Origin of the sequence: Dolichospermum sp. FACHB-1091 (genome assembly GCF_014697585.1) — a bacterium.
Classification (GTDB): domain Bacteria; phylum Cyanobacteriota; class Cyanobacteriia; order Cyanobacteriales; family Nostocaceae; genus Dolichospermum.
In genome coordinates, this window is the sequence record NZ_JACJSB010000015.1 from 40692 (window position 1) to 54215 (window position 13524).

The window sequence follows — 13524 nt, forward strand, 5'->3', positions numbered from 1 at the left end:
GTACTGCATTTAATTTGTATAATTATAGCGGGCAAGATGCCCGCACCACAAGATTTAGGGTCAGGTATAAAGCTCATTTGATTCTCACAAACCCAGCTTTTTCAATCAGTTCTTGACCTTGAGGTGTTAATAACCAATTTGCATAAGCTTCTCCAGCTTGTTGATCTGATTGACCATTTTGTTTGATGATTACAAATAAGTTGCGGGTGATTGGGTAATTTCCATTGCGAAAATCCTCGGTGTTCAACTGGTTACGCTGATTTGGACATTGAGACTGAGCTATTTCTGGTTGTTGATAAGGTGTGACAAATTGCTCCTTTGTTCGTCCAATTGGTAGGGATTTAACAGTACATTGAGGAACTATTTCAGGAGCGGAACCATAATAAATTCCCCCCGGAGTATTGGCTATTTTTCTGATTGCTTCTGTGGTTGTACCAATGTAACTAACATTCTTGCCAAATTTGTCTTTGTTGAGAACATATTCAATAAAAAAATCCACTGTACCACCAGCTTCTTGACTGCGAGATAAGGGAATAATAGGTAAATTTGCACCACCTAATTTTTGCCAGTTAGTAACTTTACCAGTGTAAATATCTTTAATCTGGGCAGTGGTTAATCCGGGGATATTTAAGTTATGATTAACTGCGATCGCAATACCATCAATTGCTATGGGAATTTCTTTTAACCGGATTCCTTTTTGTTGCGCTTGGCTGGTTTCTTCTGATTTAATAGAGCGGGAAGATTGAGTAAAAGCGAGTTGATTATCTATCAACATTTTAATCCCAGTACCCGAACCTGGGTCATTAGAAAGTGGTTGTATGTAACGTAAAACAAACTGAGGACAAATTCTTTGTAGTACAGAATCTACGTCCTTACGAAAAGTAGCCCAGGTGGTACTACCACCATAACTAAAAATCCCTTGGGGAAGATTAGGGACGTTGCAACTAGTTACTGAATTAGAAAATAAGTTTTGGGAATTATTACTACTAGAATTAGATGTCATATTTGAACTAATTTTTGCCCAACGTTCCATTAAAAACCACGAACCACCGAATATTAAACTAATGGTAGCAATCAGAGATAAAAAAAGTGGGAGAGTTTCTTTTTTGGGAGACATAAGTTTGTGGTTTTGGGGTTAAGGATATTTTTTCTAAAGCAGGGAAGATAATAATTTATAAATGAGCTTAAATAAGGTTGTTGATATCATCGAAATTAACGCCGCAGCCACAGCTAAAATAATTATTTGCTCAATACCAATACCTCCTCGTAAATAAGGAATAAAAAATATAATTGTCAAACTAATGGACGGGATAATTAGCAAATCAAATTTTTCCAGCCAGCGTCTAGTTTGAGCAAAAATTAAACCACTTAAAATCACAACAGAAATTATGAAAGTGATGGGAATATTTTTGGATAAACCGAAAAAAGCGATCGCAATTAATGCCCCTTCAAATCCACTAAAAGCAGCCCCAGATAATAATTCCCAAATAGTAAAAGTTGGTTGATTTGATACTTGGGGCTGAATTGGTTGTGGGTTAGGTGGTTGAGTTGGGAATTGTGATGATGTTGTTCGGGTGACAGAGGGAGGAAAAAGAGCCTCTAGCACCGCCTGTGCTGACTGAAAACGCTCACTAGCAGCAGGTAGGAGCATTTTATCTAAAATATCTGCCAGTCGCGGTTTCAGGGTGATTTGCGCCCGCCATTGCCATTGATTTGTATAGGCATTAAATAGCTTAGTGCTTTCTTGTCCTGTCAGCAATGTCAGTATAGTAACAGCTAAAGCATATAAATCCGTAGATGGAAATACTTGACTACTTTTCATTTGTTCTGGAGGTGCAAATCCTAAAGAATAAATGCCTGTAGAACTAGGGGACGCATTAGCAATTAATTTAACTGCACCGAAGTCCAACAAAAAGAGCTTACCATCATAACGACGCATAATATTGGAAGGTTTAATATCTCTGTGGATAATATTTCTGTCATGAATAAACTGGAGAACTGGGAGAATTTCTTTGAGTATTTCCAGCACTTTTTGTTCAGAAAAATTGCCCTGTTGAATTAATTCTTCCTCTAAAGTTTGCCCATGAATATACTCCTGAACTAAATAAAAAAACTGCTCCGGTTTATTTATTTGTAAGGGTTGTAAACTAGGAACTGTAATCGTAAAAAAAGCAAATAAATTAGGTATTTGCGGATGTTCATTACCTATTTTTTCTAAAACTTCTGCTTCTTGTGCAAAGAGAATTTTGGCTTTTTCTAAGGCTTCTTCTGTTAAATTACTGCTGGGCTGAAATTGTTTAATCACACATTGACGCAAACTGGGAGTATCGCGGTCAATTGCTAAAAAAGCCGCACCAAAACCCCCCTGACCTAAAAGTTTAATTGGCAAATATCGGTCACGTAAAATCAGAGGCATACCGCAGGTAATACAATATTTCTGCTGTACTGTTTTTAAAGTTTGAATATCATCTAAATCAGCAAAGTGATTTTCGGGACGTTGACAGTGGGGACGAGTGCAGTGGACTTGCATATTACTATTTAGTGAGTGGTGATTAAGCTGTTACGCATTTAAACTAGATAGGGCTTGCTGAAAAAGTTGTCTGTGAAGGCAGGGAACTCTTAACTGGGAACAGTTTTAACTGTCTGGATATCCTTAATTTTCCAAATCCGACAAAGAAAAATGCACCTATTTTGAGACACCATTAGCCAAAACCTTGCACTTTTTTGTGGTAAAAATCCGCAAAACCCTTTGTTAATAAATGGTTTTATGTTTATTCAGCAAGCCCTAGATAAGTCCTGTAAGTTAGGTATTTATGCATTATCAAATTGATAAATTAAGTGCGATTCAGTCCAGTAGTCATTAGCAATTAATCTAATGACACTGGAATGGTTTAACTGCCATCAGTAGGGTTGGGTGCTGCTAGATCTAACGTATTTACTACTAGATCCATTTGTGTTAACTTTAACATATCATGAATCCAAACCGGGTTAGCAAATTGAGGTAATATCTCCTGACTAAAGGCCTCTGCTGCTTTGGATCTATAACGACTGGGGTTAAATATTAACCAAAGTGTGCGCTTTACCACAACATCCTGAATAGGTGCGTGATGGAGAACACCCATTTGTAATTCTTTAGCAATGGCAGAAGTAGAGACAAAGGCAGCACCTAAACCAGACTGGACAGCATTTTTAATCGCTTCTATGGAATTAAGTTCCATTTCCAACTTAAACCGCCTGGTGTCAATATTACAACGTGCCAGCACCTGGTCAATAACTTTGCGGATGGTTGATTGGGAGTCGAGAGCAATGAATTGTAGTTTATATAGGTCTTCTTTTTGGATTGTTTCTAATTTAGCAAAGGGATGGGACGTGGGTAAAATGAGTGCCAATTCATCCTCAGCATAGGGAATAGTTTTTAAAGATTCCCCCAATTCAGCGGGAATTTCCCCACCAATGATCGCCAAATCAATCTGGCCATTGGCAACACTCCACGCCGTGCGCCTGGTAGAATGGACGTGCAATTGCACAGCCACATCTGGATATTTTTGTCTGAATAAGCCGATCATTTTCGGTAAAAGATAAGTGCCAGTGGTTTGGGACGCGCCGACAATTAATGTACCACCTTGAAGATTTTGTAAGTCCTCAATAGCGCGACAGGTTTCCTGACATAAACTGAGGATTTTTTCACCATAGCTGAGGAGTAGATGTCCCGCTTCCGTTAGTTGAGCGCGACGGCCTCCCCTGTCAAATAGGGGTACATCCAGTTGTCTTTCCAGATTTTGAACTTGCAAACTGACAGCGGGTTGGGAGACGTAAAGACTATCAGCAGCCCGCTTAAAACTCCCTTCTTGGGCGATCGCTTTGAGAATACGCAACTGATCTAATGTAAAAGGAAGGTCAGACATAAGGCTTAACCCAGAAATTTGGATGCATGAGTAGCTGGAAAAATATATCGGGGTGAGTAGCTGTGTGACTAGGCATAATTTAGGGAGTATTTAACATTTAAAGAACTAACTAAAACACTTACCACAACATATTGACAGAAATACTTTCGTGTATAATCTGTTAAAATTCAAGATGTTTACCCATAAATAGTAACTTCTTTCGTTTTTGAGAATGTTAAATTGAGTTTTATCTATCATGCCCAATTCTTGGTTTACTCCCAGTCATTTTGTCATACTGGGGTTACAATTAGCTTTTGCAATTGCCCATAGCGGAGGTGCTGCTATGCGTCCTTGGGCAGAAAAATACATTGGACCGCGGCTTTATCGCATTATCTTTGCATTAATCAGCCTCCCTTTGGCAGTGATATTAATTGTTTACTTTTTTAATCACCGTTATGATGGATGGCAACTTTGGCAAGTGCAAGATATTCCAGGGGTAAGAACATTAGTTTGGGTATTATCTGCTATATCTTTTTTGTTTTTATATCCTGCTACCTTCAATTTACTAGAAATTGCCGCTATTCAAAAGCCCCAAGTTCATCTTTATGAAACAGGAATTATCCGTATTACCCGTCACCCGCAAATGGTGGGACAGGTAATTTGGTGTGTAGCCCATACTCTTTGGTTAGGTACTAGCTTCACCCTGGTTACCTCAATAGGCCTGATACTACATCACCTCTTTGGAGTATGGCATGGAGATCACCGTTTAAGTCAACGCTATGGAGAAGCCTTTGCACTTCTCAAGCAGCGGACTTCTATTATTCCCTTTCAAGCAATTATTGATGGCCGTCAATCCTTAAACTGGCAAGAATTTCTGCGTCCTGCTTATTTAGGAGTTGCCATTTTTACTGGTTTATTATGGTGGTCTCACCCCTTGTTATTCGTGGCAACAAGTAGGATAATGTGGTAGTTTCGTCTGATCCCTAAGATCAACAAAAAATATAAATTTAATAAAAGTTTGTGATCATCACTTGCTACCAAAACAATGTAGGATAAACTTTAGCATCTATCATGAGATTGTTTTTCACTAAGGTGGGAAAAAGGATTTGCTCCCCAGTCTCAGACAGAATTTATCCCCGTAAACAATAAGTAGCTTTCTACCTTAGTAAAAACGGGAAATAAACAGCAATGTATGAACTACAGCAATATACGCTATCAGCATTGTCAAAGTTTTATAGGGCAGTAGTAGTCAATAGCAATCAAGATTTGAACATTGAGAACAGCCAGCGTGACATTGACGGTGGTTTATTTCTCCACAGAAAAATCTAAAAATCAGATGTTCTTTTCATGACTTACCAATTGCTGCTACTGACCATTGTTTTTGTTTTCATATAAAAACCTTATATTCCAAGAGGCATCATGGTGTTTTCGGTCAGTGAACGGACATTTAATCAAGAAGTTTTGGCATCTCCAGTTCCCGTTTTAGTTTACTTTGAAGCGCCCTGGTGTGCTTTATGTCGCGTTATTCACCCGCTTTTATTGCAATTTCAAGCCCAATGTGGTGATGAAATTAAGTTAGCCGGAGTCAACGCTGATCAAAATTTCAAGTTGTCTAATACCTATCGCCTCAAATCCCTACCGACTTTACTGCTAATTGAAAAAGGAATAGTCAAGCAACGCTTAGAGGGTTTTTGTGGTAGAGACGATTTACGTCAAGCCTTAGAAGCAATTCAATTTACTTACAACATCACTAATAAAACTGACACTGGCATAAAAACAGCCGAACTAGAATACAACAATGTATAATTAAATATGACTAAGGGTAAGTAACAAAAGACAAAAAGCAGAAGTTTTTAGAAATTTTATAGCCCCAAGGCTGACTGTTAGGCTATTTTAGAAGCGTAAGCAGTACAGTAGGCTCAGTCAGCTATTTTAATTAATTTGGTGCTTGGTGAGTCCCAAATCTAAAACCATGCTTAACACCCCACTCAAAGGGTATCGGGTGGGGTATTTTATCCTCAAGGGTCTGTGTCACAATTACTAACAGTTCTGATTCTTCAGTTAACTCACCCTTTATTTGTACAGAATTCTAAAAGTAGGCGTTAGTGATGGAATTAATCTATCAGTATGCCTGGCTGATTCCAGTATTACCTCTCTTGGGAGCAATGCTAGTCGGTCTAGGGCTAATCTCGATCAATCAGGTGACAAACCGCCTGCGACAATTAAATGCTGTAGTCATTATCTCCCTCATGGGAGCTTCTATGGTTCTGTCGTCGGCCTTGCTGTGGAGTCAAATTCAAGGCCATGCACCTTACCTCCGCACCCTGGAATGGGCAGCAGCAGGAAATTTTCACCTGACTATGGGCTACACTATTGACCACCTTACAGCCTTAATGCTGGTCATTGTCACCACAGTAGCAGTTTTGGTGATGATTTACACCGATGGCTACATGGCTCATGACCCCGGTTATGTGCGTTTTTATGCCTATCTCAGCTTATTTGGCTCTTCCATGTTAGGTTTGGTGGTCAGCCCCAACCTGGTACAAGTTTACATTTTCTGGGAACTGGTGGGAATGTGTTCCTACCTCCTAGTGGGCTTTTGGTATGACCGCAAAGCCGCAGCGGAGGCCTGCCAAAAAGCATTTGTTACAAACCGGGTCGGTGACTTCGGTTTATTATTAGGCATTTTGGGGCTGTTCTGGGCGACAGGAAGCTTTGATTTTATGGTGATGGGCGATCGCCTATCAAACCTAGTAGAAACTGGCTCTATTAGCAATTTCCTCGCCATTGTGTTGGCGATTTTAGTCTTCCTTGGACCTGTGGCTAAATCTGCCCAATTCCCACTCCATGTCTGGCTACCAGACGCAATGGAAGGTCCTACACCGATTTCTGCCCTCATCCACGCAGCGACAATGGTAGCAGCGGGTGTATTCCTGATTGCCCGGATGTATCCAGTATTTGAAAATGTGCCAGCAGCAATGAACGTAATTGCTTTTACTGGCGCATTGACGGCGTTTTTAGGGGCAACTATCGCCATTACCCAAAATGACATTAAAAAGGGTTTGGCTTATTCCACCATTTCCCAACTCGGTTACATGGTCATGGCCATGGGTGTGGGTGCTTACAGCGCCGGTTTATTCCACCTCATGACCCACGCTTATTTTAAAGCGATGTTATTCTTGGGTTCTGGTTCAGTAATTCATGGTATGGAAGCAGTTGTTGGTCATGACCCTGTACTAGCGCAAGATATGCGCTTAATGGGCGGACTGCGGAAATATATGCCCGTGACCGGTTTCACATTTTTGATTGGTTGCTTGGCTATTGCCGGGATTCCTCCCTTTGCCGGTTTCTGGTCAAAAGATGAAATTTTGGGCGCGGCCTTTGCTGCTAACCCCTTCCTGTGGTTTATTGGTTGGGTGACAGCAGGAATTACAGCTTTTTATATGTTTAGAATGTATTTCTCAACATTTGAGGGTAAATTCCGGGGTAATGACGAGAAAATCAAGGTAAAACTCAAAAATGCCGCTGCTGCTTTAGCACAGAAGTCAGGGACAGCAGAATTAGCTCCTAATTTCGGTCCTGGAGCGATGAAAAAGGGAGAATTAGATAGTCATTCCCATGACTCCCACGCACACAGCCATTCTCCCCATGAGTCTCCTTGGACTATGAGTTTACCCTTGGTGGTCTTGGCTGTTCCTTCTATGTTAATTGGTTTGGTGGGTACTCCCTACGCCAATTATTTTGAGCAGTTTATCTTTCCTCCTAGCGAAACTTTAGCTGAAGTTATGGAAAAGGCTGCGGAATTTGACCCCCATGAGTTTTATGTGATGGCTGGTAGTTCTGTGGCGGTTTCTGTGATTGGGATTACTTTCGCGGTGCTGATGTATTTGGCTCGCAAAATTGATCCTAGTGCGATCGCTTCTAAAATTCAACCACTCTATGATTTATCCTTGAATAAATGGTACTTTGATGATATTTATCATCGTGTCTTTGTTCTCGGTTTGCGTCGTGTGGCTAGACAAGTTATGGAAGTTGATTTCCGCGTTGTTGACGGCGCTGTTAATCTCACGGGTTTCTTTACTCTTGTCAGTGGTGAAGGTTTGAAATACTTGGAAAGTGGTCGGGTTCAATTCTATGCTCTGATCGTTTTTGGGGCTGTTTTGGGCTTGGTGATTTTCTTTGGTGTTACCTGATTTTAATGGGGGCGGTTTGTCCGCCCCTGGATTGTTTTTACGAACCGCAGAGGCGCAGAGGACGCGGAGTTAATGAACCACGAAGGAGCGAAGTAAGCGAAGGAAGAAGGAAGGAATTTAGATAATGTTGCATATAGGTTTATTTAAGTTAAGATTGCTGTATAAGGTATAAAAACATCTACTTTTATCTACTATGTGGACACCCCATCAATCTATTAATGACGGTAAATATATTATTCAAAATGTTTTGGGTGAAGGTGGTTTTGGGATTACCTATAGCGCCAGAGAAACAAGTACCGGGGAAATAGTTGCTATCAAAACTTTGAACGGGAAGCGACAAAGGGCTAAGGATTTTCCTAAGCAACAAGAAAGATTTGTTAATGAGGCTTTTAATCTCCGCGCTTTTTCTCATCTTCATATTGTCAAAGTCTATAAGATGATTCAGGAAGATGGACTTTGGGGAATGGTGATGGAATTTATTGATGGTGTAGATTTGAATGATTATGTGGATGAAAATGGTCAATTATCGGAAGATGATGCACTATTATATATTGACCAAATCGGACAAGCTTTGGAATATATTCACCAACAAGATGGGATGATTCATCGGGATATCAAACCCCATAATATGGTCTTACGTCGCGGCAAAAAGGAAGCGGTTTTAGTTGATTTTGGTTTAGCTTGTAATATTGATAAATTCACAACTAGGGATGGACGCACCCCTGGTTATGCACCACCAGAACAGTATACTCCTGGTGAACAGTTAGGTTTTTATACGGATGTTTATGCTTTAGCGACAACACTTTATTATTTATTGACTTTGGTATGGGTTTATGGGCTTGGTTCTTCTCTCGCGTCGAGACTTGTAACCTTTAAGATATAACCTTCATAATCAGGATATAGTATTTTTAGGATGAAGAAAAACCACTAATCTTAAAAATTCCCAATCTGAAAAAATAAAATTACCACTCAAATCCTCTTAATCCTCTAATCCTGATCATGCTGATTTTAACTATGAAAAAAAACTCTCATAATCGTCATGACTACCAATCCAGAACCATGTAACTGTATCACTATCCAAAACGCCAATTGCTCGATAATTGAGATTTATCCTCACAGACCAAATATTTTCCTGGTTATTTATACATTTGAAATGCAAAGACGGATAAAAAGGATTTTCTCTCCATAAGCGATAAGCTTTCCTCGCACTCTGTCGAACTTGCTTGTCAAGAGACTGATATTCATCCCAAAAAGAAGGAAGGGTTGCTGACTTCATAGGTGTTTATAACCTCTAACTGTATATACACCAAATGTATATTTTTCTGAAGCCAGATCAAAATCCTGAATTTATAATTTGTCATAGTCCATTGGTTTTGCAAGTCCTTCTGCAATCTCTCTTTTAGCACGTTGAGCAGATGCAATCAATTTTTCTTGAGTTTTCTTAAACGAATTATCCCATTTAAGTTCATCTTGCAAATCTGCCAAATATTCTCTAAGATGTTCTGCAACTCTGTCTTGTACATCTTCAGATAAAGATTCCATCATTTTAACTACAGTAGTAATTGCTGGAGATGACATAATCTAATTTCCTTTTGGACTTCACCAGTTTATTATACTAATAATAACTCAATCTTAAGTTCTTAGTGTGCGTTAGGAGCGCGACGTAACTCACATTAATTCATGAGATTAAAATTAATTAATTTCGGTGCGTTACGCAACGCTTACACACCCTGATTCAGACAAAATAAGTTATCATTAATTAAGATTACAAAATAATTCATGTATTGTCAAAATATAAACTTCTCCCGTCATGCTATCCAACAAATGTTTTATCGTCGCATTAGTAAAAAAGAAGTAGAAACTTTAATTGCTTATGGACAAATAATAGAAGAAAATCCTGATGATACACCATACCCCAGTTATTTAATATTAGATTTTGTAGAAGGTAAACCGATTCATGTTGTATTTTCCTATGATGAAGCTACAGATACAGGATATGTGGTAACAGCTTATGTTCCTGATGCTAATATTTGGTTAGATGGTTTTACAACTAGGAGACAAAAATAATGAAATGCGTAATTTGTAAACATGGAGAAACTAAACCCGGTTTAGTCACCGTCACCTTAGAAAGAGATGAATGTATTATTGTCTTGAAAAAAGTTCCCGCAGAAATTTGTGATAACTGTGGTGAATATTATTTAAGTGATGCAGTTACCGAACAAGTTTTAGACAAAGCAGAATTAGCAATTACTAAAGGAGTAGAATTAGAAATTATTAGATATGCAGCTTAAATTTCTAAAATATATGACTACTCAAATTAATGTTCCTCCTGCTGTTGATTATGCACCTTGAGGAATTACAAGGGGAATTAATAACTATGCAAGAATTAACGATTGAGGAATTATTAAATCTTGCCTAATGATTAATGATAGATATTTTTTGGTTTTTTTATTTACCGCAATCTCTCTTAGAGATCCCGAAGAGTAGACGCAAAGTAAGAAAAGTATCATAAAATATATATAGGATAAATAGCAGAATAAATTATGAATGCGTACAAGACTTATATCACCATTGAAAACCCTAAGCAGGTGGTTTTATCTGATTTACCTTTTCAGGTTGGACAGCGTGTGGAGATTATTGTTTTAGCTGAAGATAACCCGCAGGATACAATTAGTAATAAATTGCGGAATTTATTTGATAAAACTCAGGCTATTCCTGGTGTGGAACAGGTTACAGATGAGGAAATAGCGGCAGAAATTGAAGCTTATCGGCGTGGGGAATGAAAGTTATTATTGATACTAATGTTTTAGTTTCTGCTGTTCTCAAGGGGAGAGAACCAAGGGATGTAATTCAATTTGTTGTAGATAGTCCTAATTGTGAGTGGGTTGTTTCTGACGAAATTTTAGCAGAGTATCAGGATGTATTAAGTCGGAAGAAGTTTAAGTTGACTGCTGAAATCAGACAAGAATAGGTAAAAAACATGAATATTCATTATATAATAATTAGTAAATTATTTATTTGAAGACCAATGGAACATAATCAGGATGATTCTGTTAAGGTTGATGAAATAGCCAACCTTTTAGCAAGAGTTTAAACCCCTAGAAGTCTATCCTCACGAAGAAGTATTAGCAACAATTCTTATTCAGCAAGCTCTCGATAATGCAAAACTAACTTCTACTGCACCTGGACTATCACTAGCGGCTGCATTTGATTTAATTGTCGCTGCTGAATACTATGGAAAACTTGCTAATAAAGGATGGCTGTACTGTCCAAATGATAATTCTTCCCTTTTAATTTATCCATATACTAATGCTTGTCCAAGATGTATTTTGGAAGGAAGGTTTTCTTTTCATCATGCAAATAAGCCTCCATCTGGAACAATTGGCAAAACAACAAGTCGGTTATTATGTGTATTTTTAAAGCTATTATTTAAAATCAATTCCCAAGATTTAAAAATCTATCATGGTATTGAACCTATTGATGTCATAATTTATGACGAAAAAGAGAATATAGTCTTATTTTCAGAAGTTAAAGCTGCTCCACTTACTACTTTGCCTTTAGCAGTACCTGTTGAAATACAAACTGAATTGGGAGAGGAAGGTGAATTATTATCTCGTTCACATTCATCTACAGATAATTCTTTTCTTAGTTCATCTAATTTGCATATTATTCTTCCTCAGTTGAAAGATCAGGTATATAAATATGAACTTATAAATTTAGGAATTAGGGGAAATAATAATTCCTCAGTATGGATATATGAGCAAATGGGAGCAGCTTTTAATAAAGATAATCAACTCTTCTCTCGTTATTTCCAGTTTTGGAGTATTGCTTATTCTGCATATAATAAAGCTGCTAGGGGTAAGGGAAATTTACCAGAATCTGTCTATTGGTTAACTAATGCTTGCGGACAACCTATTCCTAGACCAGTAAATTGGCCTCAAAGAAAAAGTGGTGAAGGGTACGAATCTATTTCTGATAGTAAATCTAGTGTGGGTATGGATAGAACTGATGATATTAAAAAAGGAATTTATCAAGTTTTAAAAATTGCTGCTTCGCAAAAGCCAAAGCATAGTAAAATAACAGTGAAAACTGCTCTGCTCTCTAATATTCATGCTGTACGTCACTATAATGATTATTTGCTTGAACTTCAAGATATTGTATGGACAATAGATGAAACAAGACAAGCAAAAATAGTTGCCGATTTACCACCAGAAAAAGAAATTTTTAATCTCTTTGATGGTATAATAACCTTTACGGAAAGTCATATAAGAGATGAATGGATTAACCAAAAATTTAGATTTTAATATTTCTTTAGAAGTGATTTCAAATCACATTGCAAGACGAGTAGGAGAGGATGTTCAAAAAAGAATTAATGCTCTGAAAATAGGGCAAAAAATGCAAGATTTACCTGAAGAACTTTGGCACGAAAGTTTTAAATTCTATGTAAAACATGATCCTAACCGACAAGGTGGACCAAATTTAAGAATGATTCGTCTTGATCCTGATAAACCTTCATTAACAGTTACAGGTTATATTTTTAACAAGTTTGTTCATCCCTATCAAGACAGATTTATTACTGTACGTGAAGCGGCTCGTTTACAAGGATTACCTGATGATTTACAGTTGCAGGGAACTTTAACCAGTAGTCAACTTCAGGTTGGTAATGCTGTTCCAGTTCCACTTGCTAAAGCTGTATTTCAACAATTAGTTAAACAAGCTAATTTATTAGGATTTGAAAATCGTTCTTTGACTGGACTGAGTTTATTTAGTGGTGCAGGAGGTATGGATATTGGTGCTGATATAGCAGGGATAAAAACTAAAGTAGCTGTTGATAATTGGGGTGATGCTTGTGCAACTTTAAGGGGTTATTTTGGCAATTGCATTCAAGTTATAGAACAAGATATTTCTCATATCACAGATCCGTTAAGTTTCTGGCAAAATATTTCTGGTGAAATCAATAAACCTGATATTATATTTGGTGGACCACCTTGTCAGGCGTTTAGTCAAGCTGGTAAACAAAGAGGTTTGCAAGATAAAAGTGGTGGGATGATTTATGAGTTTTTAAGGTTTATTGAATGTTTACAACCTGCTTTTTTCGTAATGGAAAATGTCTCTAATTTAAAGGGTTTAGGAGGTGGAAAGCTATACCAAGAAATTTGTAATAATATGATTAATTTAGGTTATAATGTTTCATATGGTGTACTTTTAGCGGCTGACTTTGGGACTCCTCAATTAAGAAAGAGATTGTTTTTTATTGGTTGTAAAAAAGATATGGGTAGTATTAATTTACCGTTACCTACTCATAGTCCTAAATTTGAATTATTTGGATTATTACCTTATTTAACGGTACAAGAAGCATTTGCTAATTTACCAGAAGCAGAATTTATTCGTTGTAGATGAATATTTTTGATTTTGCGCCAAGGTTTTAAAGCAAGAACTCAAAAAAT

Annotated in this window: 15 protein-coding genes; 10 read left to right on the top strand and 5 right to left on the bottom strand. The window is 37.8% G+C overall.

Annotated elements, in window-relative coordinates; genetic code table 11:
* Positions 1-73 precede the first annotated feature (73 nt).
* From H6G25_RS11275 to H6G25_RS11285, 3 genes are all read right to left on the bottom strand, one after another.
* Entirely contained in the window at positions 74-1117 is a 1044-nt protein-coding gene (locus H6G25_RS11275) for a PstS family phosphate ABC transporter substrate-binding protein (RefSeq protein ID WP_190392560.1), read from the bottom strand.
* Between the two features lie 33 nt (positions 1118-1150).
* Positions 1151-2530: a serine/threonine-protein kinase gene (locus H6G25_RS11280; protein ID WP_190392561.1), complete on the bottom strand. Its 1380-nt coding sequence runs from the start codon at positions 2528-2530 to the stop codon at positions 1151-1153.
* Between the two features lie 361 nt (positions 2531-2891).
* Entirely contained in the window at positions 2892-3905 is a 1014-nt protein-coding gene (locus tag H6G25_RS11285; RefSeq protein ID WP_190392562.1) for a LysR family transcriptional regulator, read from the bottom strand.
* A 232-nt stretch (positions 3906-4137) separates the two neighbouring features.
* Between H6G25_RS11285 and H6G25_RS11290 the strand changes: the two genes are divergently transcribed.
* The 4 genes from H6G25_RS11290 (at position 4138) to H6G25_RS11305 (ending at position 8960) form a co-directional block, all read left to right on the top strand.
* A complete protein-coding gene (locus H6G25_RS11290) occupies positions 4138-4854 on the top strand; it encodes an NnrU family protein (RefSeq protein WP_190392615.1) in 717 nt (238 codons plus the stop codon).
* 449 nt (positions 4855-5303) lie between these two features.
* Positions 5304-5690, top strand: coding sequence for a thioredoxin family protein (locus H6G25_RS11295; protein ID WP_190392563.1), 387 nt, complete (start codon positions 5304-5306; stop codon positions 5688-5690).
* A 302-nt stretch (positions 5691-5992) separates the two neighbouring features.
* A complete protein-coding gene (locus H6G25_RS11300; protein ID WP_190392564.1) occupies positions 5993-8077 on the top strand; it encodes an NAD(P)H-quinone oxidoreductase subunit 5 in 2085 nt (694 codons plus the stop codon).
* 193 nt (positions 8078-8270) lie between these two features.
* Complete coding sequence (locus H6G25_RS11305; RefSeq protein ID WP_190392565.1) at positions 8271-8960, top strand: serine/threonine-protein kinase; 690 nt, start codon at positions 8271-8273, stop codon at positions 8958-8960.
* 129 nt (positions 8961-9089) lie between these two features.
* Here H6G25_RS11305 and H6G25_RS11310 read toward each other — a convergent pair whose 3' ends face one another.
* Both H6G25_RS11310 and H6G25_RS11315 read right to left on the bottom strand, forming a co-directional pair.
* Positions 9090-9353, bottom strand: a complete 264-nt coding sequence (locus H6G25_RS11310) for a hypothetical protein (RefSeq protein ID WP_168634010.1) — start codon at positions 9351-9353, stop codon at positions 9090-9092.
* A 71-nt stretch (positions 9354-9424) separates the two neighbouring features.
* The gene (locus H6G25_RS11315) at positions 9425-9655 is read right to left on the bottom strand and encodes a hypothetical protein (RefSeq protein ID WP_190392566.1); all 231 of its coding nucleotides are present in this window, start codon (positions 9653-9655) and stop codon (positions 9425-9427) included.
* 201 nt (positions 9656-9856) lie between these two features.
* On the opposite strand from H6G25_RS11315, the gene H6G25_RS11320 reads away from it, so the two are divergent.
* From H6G25_RS11320 to dcm, 6 genes are all read left to right on the top strand, one after another.
* Positions 9857-10144: a DUF4258 domain-containing protein gene (locus H6G25_RS11320; protein ID WP_190392567.1), complete on the top strand. Its 288-nt coding sequence runs from the start codon at positions 9857-9859 to the stop codon at positions 10142-10144.
* Positions 10144-10368: a type II toxin-antitoxin system MqsA family antitoxin gene (locus H6G25_RS11325; protein WP_168644001.1), complete on the top strand. Its 225-nt coding sequence runs from the start codon at positions 10144-10146 to the stop codon at positions 10366-10368. Before H6G25_RS11320 ends, H6G25_RS11325 begins: the two co-directional genes overlap by 1 nt.
* Positions 10369-10620: 252 nt before the next feature.
* Positions 10621-10860, top strand: coding sequence for a hypothetical protein (locus H6G25_RS11330; protein WP_028088656.1), 240 nt, complete (start codon positions 10621-10623; stop codon positions 10858-10860).
* Positions 10857-11048 (top strand): putative toxin-antitoxin system toxin component, PIN family, encoded by a 192-nt coding sequence (locus tag H6G25_RS11335; RefSeq protein WP_190392568.1) that lies wholly within the window; start codon positions 10857-10859, stop codon positions 11046-11048. Before H6G25_RS11330 ends, H6G25_RS11335 begins: the two co-directional genes overlap by 4 nt.
* A gap of 358 nt (positions 11049-11406) precedes the next feature.
* On the top strand, positions 11407-12381 hold the full coding sequence (locus H6G25_RS11340; RefSeq protein WP_190392569.1) for a hypothetical protein: 975 nt from the start codon (positions 11407-11409) through the stop codon (positions 12379-12381).
* Positions 12350-13477 carry a DNA (cytosine-5-)-methyltransferase gene (dcm, locus tag H6G25_RS11345; protein WP_190392570.1) on the top strand — a complete coding sequence of 376 codons (1128 nt, stop codon included), beginning with the start codon at positions 12350-12352 and terminating at the stop codon, positions 13475-13477. The genes H6G25_RS11340 and dcm overlap by 32 nt, the downstream gene beginning before the upstream one ends.
* Positions 13478-13524: the final 47 nt, after the last annotated feature.

Coding starts and splice junctions, on each gene's coding strand:
- H6G25_RS11275 (WP_190392560.1), bottom strand. CDS start 1,117: ATGTCTCCCAAAAAAGAAACTCTCCCACTTTTTTTATCTCTGATTGCT.
- H6G25_RS11280 (WP_190392561.1), bottom strand. CDS start 2,530: ATGCAAGTCCACTGCACTCGTCCCCACTGTCAACGTCCCGAAAATCAC.
- H6G25_RS11285 (WP_190392562.1), bottom strand. CDS start 3,905: ATGTCTGACCTTCCTTTTACATTAGATCAGTTGCGTATTCTCAAAGCG.
- H6G25_RS11295 (WP_190392563.1), top strand. CDS start 5,304: ATGGTGTTTTCGGTCAGTGAACGGACATTTAATCAAGAAGTTTTGGCA.
- H6G25_RS11300 (WP_190392564.1), top strand. CDS start 5,993: ATGGAATTAATCTATCAGTATGCCTGGCTGATTCCAGTATTACCTCTC.
- H6G25_RS11305 (WP_190392565.1), top strand. CDS start 8,271: ATGTGGACACCCCATCAATCTATTAATGACGGTAAATATATTATTCAA.
- H6G25_RS11310 (WP_168634010.1), bottom strand. CDS start 9,353: ATGAAGTCAGCAACCCTTCCTTCTTTTTGGGATGAATATCAGTCTCTT.
- H6G25_RS11315 (WP_190392566.1), bottom strand. CDS start 9,655: ATGTCATCTCCAGCAATTACTACTGTAGTTAAAATGATGGAATCTTTA.
- H6G25_RS11320 (WP_190392567.1), top strand. CDS start 9,857: ATGTATTGTCAAAATATAAACTTCTCCCGTCATGCTATCCAACAAATG.
- H6G25_RS11325 (WP_168644001.1), top strand. CDS start 10,144: ATGAAATGCGTAATTTGTAAACATGGAGAAACTAAACCCGGTTTAGTC.
- H6G25_RS11330 (WP_028088656.1), top strand. CDS start 10,621: ATGAATGCGTACAAGACTTATATCACCATTGAAAACCCTAAGCAGGTG.
- H6G25_RS11335 (WP_190392568.1), top strand. CDS start 10,857: ATGAAAGTTATTATTGATACTAATGTTTTAGTTTCTGCTGTTCTCAAG.
- dcm (WP_190392570.1), top strand. CDS start 12,350: ATGAATGGATTAACCAAAAATTTAGATTTTAATATTTCTTTAGAAGTG.